Here is a 21276-nt window from a genome sequence, read left to right as displayed (position 1 = left end):
CATCTATTTTAAAGATCTAATTCCTTTGGAATATTTAACTTCACATCTTTCAATAATTTCTTTGAAACCTCTTTGTCTTGGTCATTATGAAGAACAGAGACATCTCCTGTGCTTTCGAAAATTACCGCTTTAACTTCGCTAAAATCATGAACGTTTGACTCTCGCAATTTGGCTATCAAATCATCTTCACCAACATTGCATTTTTTCAAAGCATCGTAGAGAATTTCACCTTTCCACATGATGACTTGTGGTTTGTTGGTGAAAAGTTGGTTAAAGGTGTCGACTTTTCTGACCAAAAAAGAGAAAATAGTTTGAAAAGCAATAATGGTTGTTAAAGCAATTCCTCCTTTAAGTAGAGATTGGTCACTATTTAAAATGATTGAAGCCAAAACTGAACCCACAGCAATTGTTGAAGCAAAATCAAAACTAGACATTTTGGCAAATGTTCTTAATCCGAAAATCCTTGTGATAACTATTATGATGGTAAAAATCCCTAAAACTGATAAGATAAGCATGAAGGCGTCTTGTAATGTCATGATTTTAGTTTTTATCTTGTACTAACAAATATAGAAAGTTTTAGAGTTTTAAATTGACGCAAATCAATAAGAAATTGATGGTTTAGATTTTTTATAGTAATTACTGCTATTATTCATTGATATAATTTGGGGAATCCTTCGCAATCATGAAAACCCCAAAACATCGCCTTTCAGATGATGTTTGGTTTTCCCGTAAATTCCATTTATGAAATTTCACCGAGCATTGGTAGGGACGTTTTGCAAAATGTCCGCTATCCAAGGAAGGTTAAAGTTTTGAATTGTTTTAATAAAAGATTCCATATATGATTAATTTTATTGATCCCATTCCGGAGAATCCTTTGCCAACATGAAAACCCTAAACATCGCCTTTCAGTTGATGTTTGGTTTTCCCGTAAATTTCATTTATGAAATTTCACCGAGCATTGGTAGGGACGTTTTGCAAAACGTCCGCTATCCTAGGATGGTTAAAGTTTTGATTTGTTTTAATAAAAGATTCCATATATGATTAATTTCATTGATCCCATTCCGGAGAATCCTTTGCCAACATGAAAACCCTAAACATCGCCTTTCAGTTGATGTTTGTTTTTTCATTTAATTCTCCAACTTTCAAGACATGAAGTCTTGAGTTGTTTAATTAAATGAAAAAACCCGCAACTTTAAAAAGTTACGGGTTTTCTTTGGCGGAGAAAGAGGGATTCGAACCCCCGATACCTCTCGGTATGCTGGTTTTCAAGACCAGTGCATTCAACCGCTCTGCCATTTCTCCGGGGCAAAGATACTCACATATATTTTTCCTGCAAGTGTAAAATGAAAAAAAAATAAACTTTTTTTTCTAAGCATTGATTTTCAGCAATTAAGAGATTATTAAATTTTCCAATTCCTCGCTAAAAGTAACATTGTAGTCAACAGTTCCTGTTTTTTTGCTGAAAACCCTAAATTTGCATAGCTTTATGCTTTATTAGAATAAGAAAATATGAAGAATAAATTTTTAGTACTGCTTTATGCTCTATTTATTGGAGTTACTGCATTTGGACAAGATAAACCACTCAAAGCATTTTTAAGTGAGGGTCAGTTTTATGCACCAGAAGCAGGGAACTATATTGAGATTCAACTCAATTTTGTTGGATACAGTCTAAATTATATAGAAAGAGAAGAAGAAAAGTTTGCTGAGGTAGAAATTAGTCAGGTATTCTCTCAAAATGATACTGTAGTGGTTGCTGACAAATATTTATTAAAAAGTCCTGTGATCGTTGATAGCCTTGTAGAGGATTTTCATGATATTCAAAAATATTTATTAGCTCCAGGAAAATACAGGTTTGATTTGGTGATTAGAGATGTAAATTCTGAAGCTGATCCAATTTCAGTTACAAAATTATTGCAAATAGATGATATGTCAGAGGAATTGATGTTTTCATCCTTCACAGCAGCAGAAACATTACTGGCTAATCCCACCTTACAATCCATTTTTACTAAAACTGGTTATGATGTTGTTCCGATGATTGGAGATTATTATCCAACTGAAATTCAAAATATGCTTTATTATGTGGAAGCTTACAATACAAACTCAGCACTAGAAGATTCAGTTTATGTAGTGGAGCAAAAGATTATTGGAAGAGATGTTCGTTTTGATTTGGAAGAATATACCCGTTATTTTAGATATAAAGGATCAGCAATTCAACCTATAGCTAAAGTTGTCGATATAAGTATGCTGCCAACTGGAGCCTATACTTTAGAATTGAATTTATTGAATAGAGACAAACAAATACTGGCAAGAACTGCTTTTGATTTTGATAGAAACAACACTGAGAAAGTAAATAATTTAGCTTTTGAATCTGTAATTTTGGATCCTGCTTTTGCAGAAAGTATTCCCAAAGATTCTTCAGAATATTTTCTAGCAAGTTTGATTCCTATTTCGCGACAGGGAGAAATTAAAAATATCATTCGTATTCTCAGAGAACGAGATAATGAGCAAAATATACGCTATTTACAGGCTTTTTGGAAAGAAACCGCTCCAGAAAATCCTTATGAAGGCTGGATGAAATATAGAGCACAAGTTTTAAAAATAGAAGACCTTTTTGCAACGAACTATCAGGCTGGATTTGAGACAGATAGAGGTCGTGTTTTCTTGCAGTATGGAGCGCCAAGTAGTGTGATCGAACAACCATCTTCACCAACAGAGTATCCTTACGAAATTTGGCAATATGATCAAATTAAACAATTCTCTAATAAACGATTTATCTTTTACAGTAGAACTAATTTAAATAAAGATTATACTTTGCTACATAGTGATATGATTGGTGAATTGCAGAATTTCAGATGGAGATATGCTTTGAATAAAAGAGATTCACCTGATAACGATTTGGATGATCCAAATGGCGGGTCAAATTCACATTTTGGTGGCAACTCTTCTAGATATTACAATAGTTACTGATAAAAATTCCTCATTTGAAAACCGCTGTTGTAATTCTCAATTGGAATGGATTGACTTTTTTAAAGCAATTCCTTCCTATATTAATTCAAAATACTTCTGATGCCACAATAGTTGTTGTGGATAATCAATCAACCGATGAAAGTTTGACTTATGTTCGAAATAATCACCCTGAAGTTCAGGTGATATTAAATGATTCGAATGGTGGATTTGCTAAGGGGTATAATGATGGGTTAACTCGATTAAAAGGCCGTTTTGAATATTATGTGTTAATCAATTCCGATATTGAGGTTACACCAAATTGGTTAAACCCTTTAATTGATAAATTAGATCAAAATCCTAAAATTGCCGGTGTGCAACCAAAAGTTTTAGCCTTCCATAGGAGGTCACATTTCGAGCATGCAGGAGCGAGTGGAGGATTCATTGATAAAAATTATTATCCATTTTGTCGTGGTAGAATTTTTGATGAGGTAGAAGAGGATATTGGTCAGTATAATAACGATAAAGAAGTTTTTTGGACAACGGGTGCTTGTATGGCTGTTCGTTCTGAAATTTACCATAGGCTAGGTGGATTAGACGAAGACTTCTTTGCGCACATGGAGGAAATAGATTTTTGTTGGAGAGCAAAAAAGCAGAATCATTCGTTTTATGTTGTTCCCACTTCAAAAGTTTATCATGTTGGTGGAGGAACCTTAAATTATGAAAATCCCAGAAAAACGTTTTTGAATTTCAGAAATAGCTTATACACTATTCATAAGAATCATGTTGGCTGGCTATTTGGAAAGGTGATTTATCGCTTGATTTTAGATGGAGTTGCTGCTGTAAAATATTTGGTTGGTTTCCAGTTCAAACATATTATCGCGATTCTTAAGGCACATGGTGCTTATTATTCCAATATTCCAACCTTGAATAAAAAACGTAAACAAATTAAGTTGGAAAGCACTGAATATAATAAAGGAGGATTGTATAAAGCTTCTTTATTATGGGCGTATTTCTTTAAAAGAATTAAAAAATTTGAAGGCTTGAATAAAAGGTTTTTTATAAAGTAGAATCAGCTGTTATTTTTTTGATTTCATAAAATAATCAATCGCTATTTCATACCCGTTTAGACCAAATCCAAAAATGCAACCTGCAGCAACAGGACTAATTAAACTTTCATGTCTAAAGGATTCTCTGGCAGAAATATTTGAAATATGGACTTCTACTACTGGAATTAGAATAGCAGAAACAGCATCACGAATAGCCACAGAAGTGTGTGTGTAACCGCCAGCATTTAGAATTATTCCGTCCGCTTTAGATTCGTGCATTGCATTAATGAGTTCTCCTTCAACATTACTTTGAAAAACAGAAATTTTTAAATTATCTTTTTGGATTTCTTGAATATAATCATCAAAACTTTTCTCTCCATAAATAGAAGGTTGACGTTTTCCGAGTAGATTCAAATTGGGTCCGTTGATGATTAAAATATCCATATTGTCCGTTTTTCTTGTTTACAATATTAAGAAAATTCTGTTAACTCAGAATGGTATTAAATTTACTTTGAATACACTTAATTTTATTAAATTCAACCCGTGAACCAATGGATAACATACAATCGTGATTTTGTGAATTACCTCAAAATAGAAAGAGGTCTGGCGGAAAATTCCATATTTGCTTATCAGAGAGATTTAGAAAAACTAAGTGACTTTTGTACTGCAAGATCTATTTCTCCGAAAGATGTGGATTTAGAAAATCTTAAAAGCTTTATTGCGGATTTATATGATTTGGGCTTGTCAGCGCGTTCCCAAGCTCGTGTGATTAGTGGAGTTAAACAATTTTTCGATTTCATGGTTTTGGAAGGTATTCGAGATGATGACCCAAGTAGTTTGCTTGAATTGCCAAAAATCGGAATGAAATTACCGGTTTTCTTGAGTATTGCAGAAATTGATGAAATGATAGAGGCAATCGATTTAAGTAAACCTGAAGGGCATCGGAATAAGGCCATGCTAGAGGCTTTGTACAGTTGTGGATTGCGTGTAAGTGAATTAATCAACTTGAAATTCTCTAATATTTTCTTTAAACAAGGTTTTATTCGCGTGATCGGAAAGGGAAATAAAGAGCGTTTGGTTCCTGTGAGCCCATCAGTAGAAAAAGAAATTGGAATTTATGTTTCTGGAACCCGGAATCATATGAACATTCAAAAAGGTCACGAGGATTTTGTTTTTTTAAACCGAAGAGGGAAACAATTAACACGTGTCATGATTTTTACTATTGTTAAGAATTTGGCGCTAACTATTGGATTGAAGAAAAAAGTGAGTCCACATACTTTTCGACATTCTTTTGCTACACATTTGATAGAAGGAGGAGCAAATTTAAGAGCGATTCAAGAAATGTTGGGACATGAATCAATCACGACAACAGAGATTTACACACATTTAGATCAATCCTTTATCCGCGAGGCGATTATTAGTTATCACCCAAGAAATAAAAAATGATTGTACGGTGGATTTGCAAATCGTTTCTACGAATCATTTTTTATTCGCAGTTGTCCTTGAGATTTATTATTTTTGAGAAAAAATATAACTATGGGATGTTCAAGTTGTGGATCTGGAGGAGGAATTCCTCGTGGATGCAAAAGTAACGGAACCTGTAGTTCTGGAGGATGCAATAAACTTGGCGTTTTCGATTGGTTAGCAAATATGCAATTACCAAGCGGGAAGAGTCAATTTGATATAGTTGAGATACGATTTAAGAACAGTCGAAAATCTTTTTTTAGAAATTTAAAAGGATTTGAATTGAATGTTGGCGACGTTGTCGTCGTAGAAGCAAGCCCTGGCTATGATGTTGGGGTTATTTCAGTTGTAGGAGAACTTTCCAGAATACAGCTTCAAAAAAAAGCACCAAACTTTAAAGCTCATGAGGCGCGAAAAATAGTTCGTCATGCCACACAAGCTGATATTGATAAATGGGTTGCTGCGCGTAAAAACGAAGAAAGCGTGATGCATAAGGCACGCGAAATTGCTATTCAATTAAAATTGGATATGAAAATTTCTGATGTTGAGTATCAGGGAGATGGTTCTAAGGCAACTTTCTATTATACGGCAAATGGCCGTGTTGATTTTCGTCAATTGATTAAAGACATGGCGGAAAACTTCCGTGTGAGAATTGAAATGCGACAAATTGGTGCAAGACAAGAATCTGCTCGTTTGGGTGGTATTGGTTCATGTGGTCGAGAATTATGTTGTTCTACTTGGTTAACTGATTTCCGTTCTGTGAGTACAAGTGCTGCACGATATCAACAGCTTTCATTGAATCCACAGAAGCTTGCGGGACAATGTGGAAAGTTGAAATGTTGTTTGAATTACGAATTGGATGGGTATATAGACGAGTTGAAAAGCTTTCCTTCTACCGAAATCAAGTTGTATTCTAAAAAAGGATCGGGAATTCACATCAAAACAGATGTTTTTAAACGTTTGATGTGGTATTTGCATCAAACGGATGATAAGTCAGGGCCAGCGTTAGTAGCGCTTTCACCAGAACGCGCAAAAGAAATTATTGCGATGAATAAGGAGAAGAAAAAGCCTGAAGATTTAAAAGATTTTGATCAAGCAACAATTGAGACAAAGGCACCAACAACTCCAGATTATTCAAATGTAGTAGGGCAGGATGACTTAAATCGATTTGATAAGAAGTTTGCAAAGAAGAAAAAGCGCAAACCTGCTAAGAAAAGACCATCAGGAAACACTAATGCAGCTGCGAAAGGGAAAGAAGGTAATGCTTCTCGCTCGATAGACAATAAGAAGTCTAATGATGTGAAAGGGGGGAGCAATAAGCCAAAACCGAAAGGAAAAAGGCCGGCAAGGAAAAATCCAAACGCAAAAGGAAACCAGAATGCAAAAGGAAATCCTACCGAGAATAAAACGGCGGATAGCAAACCAATGGATAAAAGGCCAGCAGGAAAAAAACCTGTCAAACGTAGACCAGTGGATAAGTCGCAGGAGGTAGAGAAAGGGAAGCCAAATGTTAAGTCTCCAGGAAATAATTCTTCGGATAAAAAAACGAGTGAGAATAAACCGAGACCTAAGAAAAAGCGTCCACCTCGCAAATCAGACGGTGAAAAGAAGCCCAACAATAATGGAAATAAAAACAATGAAAAAAGTAGTTAAACATTTTACTTTTATTGCCATGCTAGGTCTATTTACAACATTGCAAAGTTGTGGAGAGAATCCTTATTTTGACCAAGCTTATAGTTTTGAAGATGTTTCATGGGACAAAAAAGACACGGCTGTTTTTAAGGTAGATGTTCAGGATTCTTTGATGGTTCATGATTTTATATTGACTTTAAGAACAACAAAGGAGTACTTGTATAGTAACTTGTGGGTTTATATTTCGGTTACTGCTCCTGATGGAACAACTTCGAAAGTAGCTCAAAAGATTCCTTTAGCTGCTCCAGATGGTTCATGGTTGGGTAAAACTTCAGGGGCTTTGGTTGAAAGTAGATTACGTTTTGATTCAAAACCTTTCCCAATTAAGGGGGAGTATGTTTTTAAAATAATGAATGCAACGCAAGATGAATCCATTTCGAATGTGATGGATATTGGATTGAGAATAGAATAGGAGTTTTTGTAGGGGCGTTTTTCAAGATGCCCCTGCAAAACACCCCAATATACAATATGATATCTTACCCTAATTTCATCTCTGGAACATTATCCGGAACTACCAACTTTCCTTCAGTTGCTGCTTGAATTTCTTCAACAGAAACTCCTGGAGCACGTTCAATTAAGTGAAAAGCACCTTCTTTTACTTCAATATATGCTAAGTTCGTTACAATTTTTGTTACACAATTAACTCCTGTTAAAGGAAGAGAGCATTCTTTTAATAATTTAGACTCTCCTCTTTTGTTCGTGTGCATCATTGCTACGATAATGTTTTCAGCTGAACCTACTAGATCCATTGCTCCACCCATTCCTTTTACCATTTTTCCTGGAATTTTCCAGTTGGCAATGTCACCGTTTGCAGCAACTTCCATTGCTCCAAGAACAGTTAACTGAACATGATTTCCTCTGATCATTCCGAAAGAAAGAGAAGAATCGAAAAATACAGCTCCAGGTTTTGCAGTAATTGTTTGTTTTCCTGCGTTAATTAAATCAGCATCTTCTTCACCTTCGAATGGAAAGTTTCCCATTCCTAAAATTCCGTTTTCTGATTGAAATTCTACTTGAATTCCTTCTGGAACATAGTTGGCTACTAGGGTTGGGATACCAATTCCTAAGTTCACATAAAAACCATCTTCTAATTCTTGTGCTATACGCTTTGCAATTCCAATTTTATCTAATGCCATGTTTTGTTCTGTTTTGATCCTTATTTTAACAATATCAAATATAAGTGATTTCTTTTGTTTTGGGACGGTTTTTAATAAAAACTCGTACTTATGATGCCTTTAGGTCGAGGTAATGAATTTTATCATTTGAAGTTGAAGAAAGTGAATTGGAAATGTTAAATTTGGGTTAGGAATAGACTTGACTAAATATAACTGGATAATCGTGAATAAAATTAAAGACCAACATTTGCAAGGCTTGGCAGCTGACACGCATAAAGCTAAAACAAATTTCATAATTTTAAAAAAATTAAAGCGGTATGGCCTAATCTGAAAAATGTAGATAAGTCAGAACAAGAACTCCTTTTTTATCTAAAAAACTCCTCAAGAGACTATATGGTTCTATACTTAGCTAAGTTGTTTGATAACAGGAGTAATCGACACCCGACCAGATGTATAGATGAGTTATTGTATCAATTAGAGAAATCTGAGATCGATTATAAAAATAGTAGTTATACAATACGTAGTTGGGTTAAATTTCAAGTGAAATATAAAGATTTAATGGAAGTGATTTTCATAAGTGAAGAACCCAAAATACATTTGTTTTTAAATAAGATAAGTGAATATATACAAACTCAAAAAAAAGCCGAAGGGAACCCACTAAATACTTTAAAAATATGGCGTGATAAATTCTTAGCTCATAATGAGAGTTTTAATGACAATGTTGTTTTGGATGAAACAGAAGTAGAGTTTATATTAATGATTCCTGAGTCGATACTAAAGTTTTTAGATGAATTTACTCTAAATCAAATCAGATATATTGAACGGCCAGTTCAAACTACTTTCATTACAAATTTAATACAAAGAACGAAAGGATTACAAGGCGATTAAATTGTGAGATACTGAATTAGTGTTTTCATATTAATACAATTACTAAAGCTTGAAGGCTTCTGTCTTCAGATGTTAAACGAAATAAAAAGATTTTTTCTCTCAAAGCCTTTGTAGATGAAAGTTTCCTAAATTCAATTTCGAAAAGATATCTTTGCATCCAAGAATGAAAATAAATAAGTTTAAACTCAAATTACAAAGATGAATTTTAAAAAGCTGAAGTTTCCCATCATTATCTTACTCACAGTTATTCTTGTAATTGGAATAAGCTGTAGCACCAAGATAGAGAAACTTAAAGATTACAAGGAGGTTATGAAACTGGAGAATATAGAGTACACATTCATTAATATGAATGAATATTTTCCTTCAAAAAAAGTTGAAAAAGCGAAAGAAGGATTTGTTTTTCCTAAAATCAAGAACATTCAGCTTCCAGATAGCTTTAGTTCTAGTAGCATTAATTTCAATACCCATAAATTCATTGATTCTTCGTATTCACAAGGATTAGTTCTAATTCAAAATGACACCATTCAATACGAGAATTATTGGAGAAGTCAAGCAGAAGAAGTCAAGCATATCTCTTGGTCGATGTCGAAATCCTATGTTTCTGCTCTTTTTGGAATTGCAATTGAAGAAGGACATATTAAAAGTGTTGAGCAAACTGTAGACGAGTATTTACCCGCAATGAAAGGTTCTGGTTATGATGGTGTGAAAATAAAAGATGTTTTGCAGATGTCAACAGGCGTTGGATTTGACGAAACATATAGTGATCCGAATGCAGATATTAACAGATACTGGGATGGTTTTGGAAATGGCAAATCTCAAGATGAATTTGCGGCAACTTTAAAAAATGAAATAACTCCAGGAACCTACAACCATTATGTAAGCATCAATACTCATGTTTTGGGGATGATCATCGTGAAAGCGACTGGAAAAAGTTTAACGGAATATTTAGAAGAGAAGATTTGGAAGCCAATTGGTGCTGAGTTCGATGCGTATTGGATAGCTGATGGTGAAGGAATGGAAATGGCGCTTGGTGGATTAAATGCCACTTTAAGGGATTATGCTAAATTAGGACGACTTTATCTCAACAATGGGAATTGGAACGGAAAACAAATAATACCACAAAGTTGGGTTGAAGCTTCAACGCATTCAATGGAAGAACATTTGCAAGCCAATAGTGAAAAATCATCTAGTCCAGCTTTTGGATATGGATATCAATGGTGGATTCCCGATGGTGACCAAGGAGAAATAATAGCGATTGGGGTGTTTAATCAGTATATTTATATCAACCCAACAACAAATACCGTTATTGTCAAAAATTCTGCAAATAAGAATTATTATGATAGTAGTAATCCTTATGCTTCTACAAAAACTCATTTAGAGTTTTTTAGGGAGTTGGCTCAAATGAGGAATTAAGTATCAATTACATTCATTTTAGATAAAGAAATCTGGTAAATTATATACTGATTAGCAGTTTTTTTCAATCTAGAACTTAAGAAAATAGTTCGAAGAGATTATTCGGAAATATAAATTAATTCGTTAGTTTCGTAAAAGTTCCAAAATGGTTGTCTTGTTTTTTAAAAATTGGGATAGAACTTAGCCTGAAAACTAGATGTCGAATCAATTTAATTATGGAAAGTAAATATTTTAAAACTACAGTTGATACCTTAAAAATAAATTGGTTGAAAAGCGACAAGCTTTCTTTCCAACTGATTTTTATACTTATAAGTTTCCTTTTTAGTTTTGTTTCAACTGTAAAGAGTCAATTGAATATCAATATTACCGGAAGTGGCTATGGATTTCCATTGAATAAAGATGATATTTATTATGACCCATTTGGTGAATATTCTAATTACTATGAAACTTCAAACTACATTTCATTGGGTGTAGGTTATTTATATGAGGATAAAAGTTTAATTAGTTTTGAATCTTCTTTTCGTCAATCAATACTGGATGGAAGCACATATAACCCCTTTCCAATGAGTGGAGATCCAGAAGAATGGGAATTGAATAGTTCTGAGTTCAAAGCCTATAATTACAAAATAAGTGCAGGTTTGAGATATACACATTTCTTCATGGTAGAACAGAAAATCAGACCGTTTTTGAGTACATCAATTCAACTTCAAAATGGATATAAAAGAATAGAGAAAGGTGAAAAGAGGTATTTATTACAGAGTCAAAACATTGCTAAAAATGAAGCGTTCGAAGAAGAGTACAAGCTTAGTATATCCAACCTTTATGGCGATTTTAGATTAGGAGCATCCTATTATTTTAATGAACGTTTTTCAGTTTCTTTGGCCGCTGAACTGTCTACCGGAATGGTTAGTGTTTGGCGATATGAAACCAATTCTCCCATTAGGAAATTTGAATTGGCCTTTCCTGTTTCAGTTCATTATTCGTTTTAGCATAGATTGAGATTTTCGATATATATTCTGTATTATTCAATAAACCCAACCCCTGCAGTCGTATTGCTCTTCGTATCAATCAAAATAAAAGCTCCATTTCCTTTGTTGTCAGAATAGGAGTCAAAGTGTAAAGGCTGTGCTAACTGAATCTCTGTCATTCCTAAATCATTCATGTTGAGTTGATTCACTTTTTCAATTTCTCCAGTGTTGTCTGTGCTGATTTTATGATCAATTGCTTTGATTTTAGACTTCACCAATTTTGCCCCATGTTGTAAAAAGAAAGTTGATGATACTTCTAAAGGTTGATTATCCATCCAGCAAATTGTTGCTTTTAATTGCTTCGTTTCTTTTGGCAATTCATCAGATTTCACAATTAAATCTCCTCTTGACACATTCACATCATCCATTAAAGTGATGGAGATCGAAGATCCAGCGCTAGCTGCTAAATACGCTTTGTCGAAAAATGAAATCGATTTGATTTGTGATTTTCGACCTGATGGAAAAATGGTAACATCATCCCCAACTTTTAATTCCCCACCTTTTAATTTTCCAGCATATCCTCTGAAATCATGAAATTCTTCTGTTTTTGGGCGAATTACTGTTTGCACTTGAAAACGAGCTTTGGCTTTTTCTTGAATATCTTCCATTCGGATGTTTTCCAAATGCTCCATCATTGTTTCACCTTTGAACCAAGCAAGATTCTCTGATTTATTTACAACGTTATCTCCATTTAAAGCACTGACTGGAATAAATGTAATATTCTGATTTTTATAGTCAGAGGCCGCAATCATTTTCTGGAAATCTTTAACGATTGCATTGTACTTAGCTTCATCAAAATCGATGAGGTCCATTTTGTTCACAGCCACAACAACTTCCTTCGTGCGCAACAAGTTATTGATAAAAAAGTGACGTTTCGTTTGTTCAATTACTCCTTTTCTTGCATCAATTAGAATAATTGAAACTTGAGATGTTGAAGTTCCTGTCACCATGTTTCTTGTGTATTCCACATGCCCAGGTGTGTCCGCTATAATGTAAGAGCGATTTGATGTAGAAAAATAGATGTGTGCAACATCAATTGTAATTCCTTGTTCTCTTTCCGCTACCAAACCGTCAGTGGCTAAAGAAAAGTCTAAATAATCGAATCCTTTTTGCTTGCTATTTCTTTCAATTGCTTCTAGTTTATCATCTGTCAAAGAGTTCGTATCGTATAATATTCTCCCAATTAGAGTCGATTTCCCATCGTCTACACTTCCTGCTGTGCTTAATTTTAAGACCTTATTTTTATTTTCTATCATGATGAATGTTTTTATCTAATGTTTTGTATTGAGTCTAAAAATAACCTTGTTGCTTTCTTTTTTCCATAGCTGCTTCTGAGCGCTTGTCATCGATTCTAGCTCCTCGCTCCGATATAGTTGAAGCCGCAATTTCTTCTACAACTTTATCTATATCAAAAGCATAAGATTCAACAGCGGCGGTACAACTCATATCTCCAACAGTTCTGAATCGGACAATCTTCTCTGTTACGATTTCGTCTTCAGCACGGAAAACATATTCGTCATGTGCCGACCAAATCAAACCATCTCTTTCGAAAACATTTCTTTTGTGTGCAAAATAGATAGAAGGAATTTCCATGTTTTCTTTCTGAATATAGCTCCACACATCTAATTCTGTCCAATTGGAAATTGGGAAAACACGAACATTCTGACCGAAATCAATTCTTCCGTTTAGCATATCGAAAACCTCTGGGCGTTGATTTTTCTCATCCCATTGCCCAAAGTCATCACGAACAGAAAATACTCTTTCCTTGGCACGTGCTTTTTCCTCATCTCTTCTAGCTCCGCCAATACAAGCATCAAAACCATGTTTCTCTATGGCTTGTAACAATGAATCTGTTTGCAACATATTTCGGCTAGCGTATTTACCACTTTCTTCTTGCACATTTCCTGCGTCAATATTGTCTTGCACGTAATGAACATGCAATTCAAGTCCTAATTCTTTAACCAGTTGATCACGAAATTCTATTGTTTCAGGGAAATTATGTCCGGTGTCAATATGTAAAAGTGGAAATGGAATCTTAGCTGGATAAAATGCTTTTTGGGCCAATCTAACCAAGGTGATTGAGTCCTTTCCACCAGAAAATAAAATCACTGGCTTTTCAAACTGTGCTGCAACCTCTCTGAAAATGTAAATTGCTTCGTCTTCTAATGGATTGTTGATTACTTTATCGTTCATAATTCAGGATTTTATTTGTGAATTCCACATTCTCTGTTTTCCAATACTTTTGTGGGATCGTAATAGTTTTTTTCGTTGGGTAAGTTGTGTTTTTCCAAGTACAGATCAAGATCTTCATCAGAATAATTATAGAATGGACTTACTTTAATGATTCCATCTTTTCCCTGCGAAACAATATCAATTCCGTTACGAAACGCAGTTTGACCTTTTCTTAAATTAGTGAACCAAAAATCTGGAGAATGAGTATTCATTGCTCTTTGAAATGGTTCCAATTTCACTTGATGACTAAATAAATCATGTTCTGGAGTATCTACTTCTGGAATTCCTAAAACAACATTTCTATAGGCAACGGATTGACGTGGCACATAGATTTCAATATTTAGGTTCAATTTCTCAATAAGTTCTTTTGCATGTCGATATGTTGCAGAAGTATTGTAGCCTGTATCGCACCAAATCACTTGTAAATTCGACGCAACAGCGGTTGTAAGGTGAAGAATGGCACTTTCGTAAGGCCTGAAATTTGTGGTGATTACGGGTTTTTTTGAATGTTCAATTGCCCATTGCACGATTTCATTTGGACTTTTGTTTCTTAATTCCTTATTTACTTTTTCTATCTCCATAACTATAATTATTTACCCCAGTTTATTCCATTCCATAAGCGTTCATGTAAATAATATAGGATTGTTTTTGTCAATAATTCAAATGCACCAATAGAGAAGGCTATGCTTAATTCGCCTGAAATAAACCAAGAAATTGCGATTGTGTCTAAAGTTCCTAACGCACGCCAAGAAATTGCTTTCAGAATACTTCTAGAATGCTTTTCATTTTTCTGTGGAGTCTTTAAACTCGATTTTCTTTGAATATATAATTGGTCTAATATCATATTAAAATATAAACCCTATCGACTTAATGGGGTATTACAAATATATATTTAATACTTTAGATATTAATGGCTAAAGTCAGTTTTTTGAATTTTTTTTTAAAAGGTCATTATTTTCGGGCGTTCTAAAACGTTGATATATAGTTGGTTTTTTAAGATAATTGTCCGTTTTGAAATAGGTTAATGGAGATTAGAAATTTATAGCTTTCAGTTGTAGCCATGGATGGAGCTCGTCAACGGCTTAGACCCTAGGTGATTGAGTCAGTCGATGGCACCGTGCTTATTGTTTTATGTGATGTTTTGCCTGGAGCTTTGTTTTGTGAGTTGAGCTAAGCTTTTTTCTCTCAAAACTTTAAGTGTACTGTCGCGCACTTCTAGCATCAACCTATTGATACCACAAGTTTCTTCATCTGGACAATCATCACATTTTTCGTAGAAATTCAAACTCACACAGGGAACCATAGCTATAGGTCCGCTGAGCAGTCGAATGATATCACTCATTAAAATCTCATAGGGATCCTTGAGTAAATAATACCCACCACCTTTTCCTTTTTTAGAGGAAACTATTCCACCTTTTTTTAGTGTTAGTAGTATGGTCTCAAGGAATTTATGAGAGATGTTTTCCGCTTCAGAAATTTTAGAAATTGGAATGGGACCATCACTTTCATGTCCACAAATGTAAGTTAAAGCTTTAATTCCATATTTTGTTTTCTTGGATAACATAGTGCGAATTTAATAAAGTTATATTGATTTCAGTTTTTATATCCTGAATGATTAAAACATGATTTTTGATTCATTTTTAAATTGAAAACTTTTCAAATATAGCGTTCTTCTAAAACCTTATTATCTTTACCGTGTTTAAGAGTTATATAATTACAATTCTTTATTTGATGGAGGAAATTAGAAAGAAAAGAACCGGTGTTTTATTGATCCAACTTGGAACACCAGATAGCCCAAAGCTAAGTGATGTAAAGGTTTATTTAAAAGAATTTTTAAATGATCCTAGGGTAATAGATTATCCAGCGTTTAAAAGAAATCTTTTGGTGAACGGTATAATAATACCATTTAGAGTAAAGAATTCTACCAAAATCTATCAAGAATTATGGGATTTGAGTGGTGGAACTTCACCATTGTTAACTTATTCAGAAAGCAAAAAGAAATTGCTACAAGAGCGTTTCAAGGATGAAGACGTTACAGTTCATTTAGCAATGCGATACCGTAATCCTTCAATGGATATCGTGCTTGAAGAAATGCGTCGTCAGAATTACGATAAAATTATTATTCTTCCATTATTTCCGCAGTATGCAAGTGCTTCAGGAGGAACAGCAATAGAAAAAGCAATCAATATCATCAGAAAATGGTGGGTAATTCCTGAAATTTCAACGGTTGTAGATTTCTATGATCACAAGGATTATATTGATGCAGTCGTTGAGCGAACAAAAGAGTTTGACATTAAAAGTTATGATAGAATTTTGTTCTCTTATCACGGTTTGCCAGATCAACACGTAGATAAAGTTTATGACGATGGTTTGTGTGAAGATCAACCTTGTGAAACAGAATTGAATAATAAAAACAGGTTCTGCTATAAAGCACAATGTTACGCGACAACTAGAGCAATAGCGGATAAGTTAGGTTTAACAGAGGATGATTATACTGTCGCTTTTCAATCGCGCTTAAATAAGAAATGGTTGACTCCATTCTCAGATAAAGTGGTTGAAGATTGGGCAAAGGAAGGAGCGAAAAGAATTTTAGCCTTTAGTCCTGCTTTTGTTGCTGATTGTTTAGAAACTATTGTTGAAATCGGAGTTGAATATCACGAAGATTTCCAAAAATTAGGAGGTGAAATCGTTCAATTGGTACCAAGTACAAATGATCATCCTAGGTTTATTGATTGTTTAGAAGATTTGGTGAGAAATAGAATGTAGTCTTTATAAGAAATCTTCAAACATATTTTAAATGCCATTTGCCTTTTGGTGAATGGTATTTTTATGAGTAGAAAAATTAGTTATTATCCGCGTTGCTAGTGAAGACTGAGCTTCTTGAAGGCCTGCGTCATCTTTTCCTCCCCTTTTTTGACTTTATAACCAACCGATCGTCATTCCGATCATTGCTTAAAATCTATGATTTTCAGAAATGGAGGAATCTCTTTTTCTTTTCTTAATAATAAAGATCCAAACACTCATACCTCTAATCCTTACCAAATCTCCAAGTATAACCCAAAACGATTTCGGAAGCTAAATAACCAAATTTTTGTTTCGCAATTGCGATTTGTACATCCGGGCGATTTCTTACTTTAACTTGATGCATAAAACCTGCTGCTCCATTGGTTTGTAAGAATACATGATTAAAGAACTCGAATCTTAATCCTGGGTGAAGTGAAATTCCATATCCAGAAACAGAAATGGTTCTTCTTGTAAATACATTTCCAAAATTAAAGTCGTTGAATGATAAAATTATTCCTGAAGAAACAGCTGCTTGTCCGCGAACCCTAAACCAATCATTTTGTCCAAGCGATAATAAATCAAAGTAGCGGGCCAGTTCAAAACGTATATAATTTAATCCATCTGAATTTTCATAATGGATGTGATCGTAAGTTAAAGGAGTTAATTGATTTTCATATTGACCACTCCACAAATTACTAAGTCCTGGTTCAACATAACCATCTATGATGACTTCTTGCGGATGGTCCATCAGATATTTCATGTGGTCATAACCAACCGTCAACGCCCAGTTATCTTTGAAAAAGTAACCCATTCTTACATTAAACTGAGGAATAGTAATTTTCTGAATGTTGAGATAGGTGCTTGACAACTTTTCGGGATTGTCTGAAGCAGTCATGTTTTTTAACGTAAAGTCATAACCACGTCCACTAAAGCTTAAATCACTATTGGTATATGCACTTCGGTTGTAACCCCAATAAAGGTAAAATCCACCTTTATCTGTTTGATTTGTATTTTGAGCAATCGTTAAAGAATCTAAAGTTAGAATTACACCAAGAAAAATATATATAAATGATTTGATAAATGCTTCTTTCATCCTATTGATTTAAGGGAGGGCGAATTTACTCTTTATTTCCTTAGAAAATTATTTATTGGTCATTAAGTTCTTTATTAATGTAACTTATGATAAATAATCAATAGGATTAAACATGAAAAATTAGAAGTGAAAAGTGAATTCAAGCAAATTTATCATTTATAATTTTTTACTTTTCATTCAAACCTTTTCAATATCTTTGCAACTATGAAAAAGTTTGCCAATAAAGTAGTTTGGATAACTGGAGCATCTTCGGGAATAGGGAAGGAGCTGGCGGTACAATTGGCTGAATTAGGAAGTAAATTAATTTTGTCTGCACGAAATGTAGCAGAACTGGAAAAGTTAAAATCATTATTAAAAGGTGCTGAAGATCATACTGTTTTGCAATTAGATTTAGCAGATAACGGTCATTTCGATGATTTAGCTAAAACTGTTGTTGAAAAATATCAACGCATTGATTACCTTTTTAATAGCGGCGGAATTTCTCAACGTGGTGAAGCTTCAAAAACTTCAATTGACGTTGATCGAAGAATTATGGAGGTAAATTATTTTGGAAATATTGCTTTAACGAAAGCGGTTTTGCCTTATATGCAAAAGCAACAAAAAGGGCACATTATTATCACTTCGAGTATAGCAGGAAAGTTCGGATTTTATCTGCGTTCAGCGTATTCTGCCTCCAAACATGCGTTACACGGTTATTATGACAGTGTTTTGTTGGAGGAAGCGAAAAATAATATCAACGTAACTATTGTTTGTCCTGGGAAAATAAATACGCCAATTTCAAAAAGTGCATTAACAGAAGATGGAAAAGCACATGGAGTGATGGACCACAATCAAGAAACTGGAATGTCAGTGGAGGAATGTGTAAATCAAATTTTGAAGGCAACAATAAAGAAGAAAAAGGAAGTTTTAATAGGAGGGAAAGAAATTTTAGCCGCTAAGATTAAGCGTTTTTCTCCAGCTCTGTTTTGGAAGATTATTAAAAATCAAAGTCCAACATAAAGATAAATACAGGTTATGAAAATATTAATGGTATGCCTAGGAAATATCTGTCGTTCACCAATGGCAGATGGATTAATGCGAAAAAAAGTAGCTGATCATAAACTTGATGTTGTTGTGGATTCTGCGGGAACAGGAGATTGGCATGTAGGCCATTTACCAGATGCTCGCATGTTGGAAACAGCAAAAAGAAATGGTGTGCCGATAGATGAATTAAGAGGAAGGCAATTCAAGGTTGAAGACTTCGATAATTTTGACCGAATTATCGTGATGGACAAAAGTAATTTTGACAACGTAAGAAAATTATCAAGAGACGAAAAAGACACTCAGAAAATTGAGATGTTTTTGGATTTAACACATCCTGGAAAAGATTTAGAAGTTCCAGATCCATATTTTGGTGGAGAAGAAGGTTTTCAAGATGTTTTTAACATGTTGGATGCTGGGACAGATGTGATTTTAAAAGAATTAAAAGAAATTAAACAAAATGACTAAAGGTAAATTATACCTCATGCCCACTTTGATGGGGTCTGAAACTTGGGATCATGTTATTCCAGCACAAGTAAGAGAATTGGCAATCAGTACACGTTATTTTGCCGTGGAAGATTTGAAATCTGCACGTCGCTACTTACGCAAATTAGACAGAACTTTCCCAATTGATAAATCAACATTTTTTATCCTAAATAAAAAAACTCCACCTACTGATTTGGCTGCAATGTTGGCTCCGTTGAAAAGTGGTCACAATGTTGCGATTATCTCTGAAGCGGGTTGTCCAGGAATTGCAGATCCAGGAGCAGATTTAGTTGCTTTGGCTCATCAAAGAGGTGATTTTGTTTCTCCTTTAACTGGGCCTTCCTCAATTTTATTGGCATTAATGGCGAGTGGATTCAATGGTCAATCTTTCTCTTTTAATGGATATATTCCAAAAGAACGTAAGAAAAGAGTTTTCACTTTTAAAGATTTCGAAAGAGAAGTGAGTAAGACGGGGCAAACACAAATTTTTATGGAAACACCATTCCGTAACAACAATTTATTGGAGGACCTCTTGAACGAATGTCTAGATGCTACTTTCTTATGTATTGCTTGTGATTTAACATTACCTACAGAGCGTGTTCAAACCATGACGGTTGCAGAGTGGAGAGAGAATGCATTTGATTTGAATAAGCGTCCAACTATGTTCTTGATTGGAAAACCTTTTGCAACAATTTAGTTGTTGGCTTAATTTGAACATTCCATTATTGGGATAATTTTTAAAATCGAGAAAGTAATTCAGCTTTTATGCTGGAACTTCCTTGATTTTTAAATGTATTATCGGGTTAAGAATAGAACAAACATACTCGAATAAAAAACCACTATTTAAGATTAAGTAATGAAACGATTTCTATTAGTAAGTATCCTTTTTGTATTGATTGGTTGTAGCTCAGAATCTGAGAAATTAACTTCAGGAATGCAGCCCTTTATGGCTAAAAATTTTTCTAAGGCTAAATTTGAAATCAGGGTGAATAATAAAATATATAAGTTGATGATTTTCGATAAAGGAAATGTTATGAATAAAGATAACTATGTTCCAATCGTTACAAGAACGTTTAGTGAATTTTACAATGTTTTTTCGCAGTCAAATAACAGTGCTTTTACCGATTCACAATTTGAAATTTTATATGAAAATGATTCATTAAAATGGAAATCTGATAGATTATCGTTAATAGAATTGAGTGAAGTTTACGAAACTAATAATCAAAAGTAGACGTATTTATTAAAACCTAAATATTTACATTACCGACCAAATGATAGCAATTGTTCCTACGATGAAACAGTAGTATGAAAAGTAAGTTAGTTTACTTTTCTTTACAATTGAAATCATCCATGTACATGCGATTAATCCTGTTACGAAAGCTGCAACGAATCCTAATGACAAAGACACAACAGGAACATTATCTCCTGCAAAACCTCCATCTAAAAGGTCTTTTGCTATTTTTCCAAAAATCAATGGAACAACCATTAAGAAAGAAAAACGAGCTGATTTTTCACGGTCAATTCCCAAAAGAACTGAAGTTCCGATTGTTGCTCCAGAACGAGAAATTCCCGGTAAAATAGCTATTGCTTGAGAAATTCCGATGATAAATGCATTTTTAAAACTCACGTCTTTATTGGTGTTTTTGGCCTTGTCTGCTAGGAAAAGAAGTAAACCTGTGATTAAAAGCATAAAACCAACCAAGAGAATTTGGCTATGGAAAAATGAATCAATTAAATCGTCGAAGAAAAATCCAACAAATGCTGCCGGAATCATAGACAAGATGATTTTCAAGGAGAACATTAATTCGTCATTTATTTTGAATTGGAATAAACCTTTTAAAATATCAGCGACATCTTTTCTAAAAACAACCAGTGTACTCAAAGCCGTTGCAAAATGAAGAACAACAGTTGTCATCATACTTAATTCACCAACATCTTCATTACCAAAAATTGCTTTTACAATTTCAAGGTGTCCACTGCTCGATACAGGTAGAAATTCCGTTAATCCTTGAACTATTCCAAGTATGATTGCTTCTAAGATTTCCATTTAAATTATTTTTTAAGAAAGC

General features: G+C 34.0%; 23 protein-coding genes and 1 tRNA gene. 13 read left to right on the top strand and 11 right to left on the bottom strand.

The window, feature by feature from the left end; translation table 11 throughout:
* Positions 1 to 8 precede the first annotated feature (8 nt).
* Together C6368_RS00710 and C6368_RS00705 are read right to left on the bottom strand one after the other, a co-directional pair.
* Positions 9 to 536, bottom strand: a complete 528-nt coding sequence (locus tag C6368_RS00710; RefSeq protein WP_107037253.1) for a DUF421 domain-containing protein — start codon at positions 534 to 536, stop codon at positions 9 to 11.
* A 678-nt stretch (positions 537 to 1214) separates the two neighbouring features.
* Positions 1215 to 1302, bottom strand: a tRNA-Ser gene (locus tag C6368_RS00705).
* 207 nt (positions 1303 to 1509) lie between these two features.
* On the opposite strand from C6368_RS00705, the gene C6368_RS00700 reads away from it, so the two are divergent.
* Positions 1510 to 2967 carry a GWxTD domain-containing protein gene (locus C6368_RS00700; protein WP_107037252.1) on the top strand — a complete coding sequence of 486 codons (1458 nt, stop codon included), beginning with the start codon at positions 1510 to 1512 and terminating at the stop codon, positions 2965 to 2967.
* Between the two features lie 14 nt (positions 2968 to 2981).
* Positions 2982 to 4013 carry a glycosyltransferase family 2 protein gene (locus C6368_RS00695; RefSeq protein ID WP_107037251.1) on the top strand — a complete coding sequence of 344 codons (1032 nt, stop codon included), beginning with the start codon at positions 2982 to 2984 and terminating at the stop codon, positions 4011 to 4013.
* 9 nt (positions 4014 to 4022) lie between these two features.
* On the opposite strand, the gene aroQ is transcribed toward C6368_RS00695, so the two are convergent.
* The gene (gene aroQ, locus C6368_RS00690) at positions 4023 to 4436 is read right to left on the bottom strand and encodes a type II 3-dehydroquinate dehydratase (RefSeq protein ID WP_107037250.1); all 414 of its coding nucleotides are present in this window, start codon (positions 4434 to 4436) and stop codon (positions 4023 to 4025) included.
* Positions 4437 to 4535: 99 nt separating this feature from the next.
* Here aroQ and xerD point away from each other — a divergent pair, with 99 nt between their 5' ends.
* The 3 genes from xerD to C6368_RS00675 all read left to right on the top strand — a co-directional run bounded on the left by xerD (position 4536) and on the right by C6368_RS00675 (position 7560).
* Complete coding sequence (xerD, locus tag C6368_RS00685) at positions 4536 to 5438, top strand: site-specific tyrosine recombinase XerD (RefSeq protein ID WP_107037249.1); 903 nt, start codon at positions 4536 to 4538, stop codon at positions 5436 to 5438.
* 90 nt (positions 5439 to 5528) lie between these two features.
* Entirely contained in the window at positions 5529 to 7109 is a 1581-nt protein-coding gene (locus tag C6368_RS00680; RefSeq protein WP_107037248.1) for a PSP1 domain-containing protein, read from the top strand.
* The gene (locus C6368_RS00675; RefSeq protein WP_159038338.1) at positions 7093 to 7560 is read left to right on the top strand and encodes a gliding motility lipoprotein GldH; all 468 of its coding nucleotides are present in this window, start codon (positions 7093 to 7095) and stop codon (positions 7558 to 7560) included. The genes C6368_RS00680 and C6368_RS00675 overlap by 17 nt, the downstream gene beginning before the upstream one ends.
* Positions 7561 to 7624: 64 nt before the next feature.
* Here the strand turns inward: C6368_RS00675 and C6368_RS00670 are convergent, their stop codons facing one another.
* Positions 7625 to 8284, bottom strand: coding sequence for a 3-oxoacid CoA-transferase subunit B (locus C6368_RS00670; protein ID WP_107037246.1), 660 nt, complete (start codon positions 8282 to 8284; stop codon positions 7625 to 7627).
* A gap of 285 nt (positions 8285 to 8569) precedes the next feature.
* Here C6368_RS00670 and C6368_RS00665 point away from each other — a divergent pair, with 285 nt between their 5' ends.
* The 3 genes from C6368_RS00665 (at position 8570) to C6368_RS00655 (ending at position 11553) form a co-directional block, all read left to right on the top strand.
* Positions 8570 to 9151, top strand: a complete 582-nt coding sequence (locus C6368_RS00665) for an AbiU2 domain-containing protein (RefSeq protein WP_159038368.1) — start codon at positions 8570 to 8572, stop codon at positions 9149 to 9151.
* A gap of 198 nt (positions 9152 to 9349) precedes the next feature.
* Complete coding sequence (locus tag C6368_RS00660; RefSeq protein WP_107037244.1) at positions 9350 to 10564, top strand: serine hydrolase domain-containing protein; 1215 nt, start codon at positions 9350 to 9352, stop codon at positions 10562 to 10564.
* 215 nt (positions 10565 to 10779) lie between these two features.
* Positions 10780 to 11553 carry a hypothetical protein gene (locus C6368_RS00655; RefSeq protein ID WP_107037243.1) on the top strand — a complete coding sequence of 258 codons (774 nt, stop codon included), beginning with the start codon at positions 10780 to 10782 and terminating at the stop codon, positions 11551 to 11553.
* Between the two features lie 32 nt (positions 11554 to 11585).
* On the opposite strand, the gene C6368_RS00650 is transcribed toward C6368_RS00655, so the two are convergent.
* The 5 genes from C6368_RS00650 to C6368_RS00630 form a co-directional block, all read right to left on the bottom strand.
* The gene (locus tag C6368_RS00650) at positions 11586 to 12848 is read right to left on the bottom strand and encodes a sulfate adenylyltransferase subunit 1 (protein ID WP_107037242.1); all 1263 of its coding nucleotides are present in this window, start codon (positions 12846 to 12848) and stop codon (positions 11586 to 11588) included.
* 34 nt (positions 12849 to 12882) lie between these two features.
* A complete protein-coding gene (cysD, locus tag C6368_RS00645; protein ID WP_107037241.1) occupies positions 12883 to 13785 on the bottom strand; it encodes a sulfate adenylyltransferase subunit CysD in 903 nt (300 codons plus the stop codon).
* 11 nt (positions 13786 to 13796) lie between these two features.
* Positions 13797 to 14405, bottom strand: coding sequence for a phosphoadenosine phosphosulfate reductase domain-containing protein (locus C6368_RS00640; RefSeq protein ID WP_107037240.1), 609 nt, complete (start codon positions 14403 to 14405; stop codon positions 13797 to 13799).
* A gap of 8 nt (positions 14406 to 14413) precedes the next feature.
* On the bottom strand, positions 14414 to 14668 hold the full coding sequence (locus tag C6368_RS00635) for a DUF2061 domain-containing protein (RefSeq protein ID WP_107037239.1): 255 nt from the start codon (positions 14666 to 14668) through the stop codon (positions 14414 to 14416).
* A gap of 285 nt (positions 14669 to 14953) precedes the next feature.
* Complete coding sequence (locus C6368_RS00630) at positions 14954 to 15388, bottom strand: RrF2 family transcriptional regulator (RefSeq protein WP_107037238.1); 435 nt, start codon at positions 15386 to 15388, stop codon at positions 14954 to 14956.
* A 167-nt stretch (positions 15389 to 15555) separates the two neighbouring features.
* On the opposite strand from C6368_RS00630, the gene hemH reads away from it, so the two are divergent.
* Positions 15556 to 16590 carry a ferrochelatase gene (gene hemH / locus C6368_RS00625; protein WP_107037237.1) on the top strand — a complete coding sequence of 345 codons (1035 nt, stop codon included), beginning with the start codon at positions 15556 to 15558 and terminating at the stop codon, positions 16588 to 16590.
* A gap of 262 nt (positions 16591 to 16852) precedes the next feature.
* Here the strand turns inward: hemH and C6368_RS00620 are convergent, their stop codons facing one another.
* Entirely contained in the window at positions 16853 to 17701 is an 849-nt protein-coding gene (locus tag C6368_RS00620; RefSeq protein WP_107037236.1) for a hypothetical protein, read from the bottom strand.
* Positions 17702 to 17905: 204 nt separating this feature from the next.
* Between C6368_RS00620 and C6368_RS00615 the strand changes: the two genes are divergently transcribed.
* From C6368_RS00615 to C6368_RS00600, 4 genes are all read left to right on the top strand, one after another.
* A complete protein-coding gene (locus C6368_RS00615; RefSeq protein WP_107037235.1) occupies positions 17906 to 18700 on the top strand; it encodes an SDR family oxidoreductase in 795 nt (264 codons plus the stop codon).
* A gap of 15 nt (positions 18701 to 18715) precedes the next feature.
* On the top strand, positions 18716 to 19189 hold the full coding sequence (locus C6368_RS00610; protein ID WP_107037234.1) for a low molecular weight protein-tyrosine-phosphatase: 474 nt from the start codon (positions 18716 to 18718) through the stop codon (positions 19187 to 19189).
* Positions 19182 to 19904, top strand: a complete 723-nt coding sequence (locus C6368_RS00605) for an SAM-dependent methyltransferase (protein ID WP_107037233.1) — start codon at positions 19182 to 19184, stop codon at positions 19902 to 19904. Before C6368_RS00610 ends, C6368_RS00605 begins: the two co-directional genes overlap by 8 nt.
* Positions 19905 to 20063: 159 nt before the next feature.
* Positions 20064 to 20438, top strand: coding sequence for a hypothetical protein (locus C6368_RS00600; protein ID WP_159038337.1), 375 nt, complete (start codon positions 20064 to 20066; stop codon positions 20436 to 20438).
* Between the two features lie 24 nt (positions 20439 to 20462).
* On the opposite strand, the gene C6368_RS00595 is transcribed toward C6368_RS00600, so the two are convergent.
* Positions 20463 to 21254: an undecaprenyl-diphosphate phosphatase gene (locus C6368_RS00595; protein ID WP_107037231.1), complete on the bottom strand. Its 792-nt coding sequence runs from the start codon at positions 21252 to 21254 to the stop codon at positions 20463 to 20465.
* Positions 21255 to 21276 lie beyond the last annotated feature (22 nt).

It is taken from the genome of Brumimicrobium mesophilum (genome assembly GCF_003025005.1).
In the GTDB taxonomy this organism is placed as follows: Bacteria; Bacteroidota; Bacteroidia; order Flavobacteriales_D; family Crocinitomicaceae; genus Brumimicrobium; species Brumimicrobium mesophilum.
This window is presented reverse-complemented; position numbering and strand designations above follow the sequence as displayed.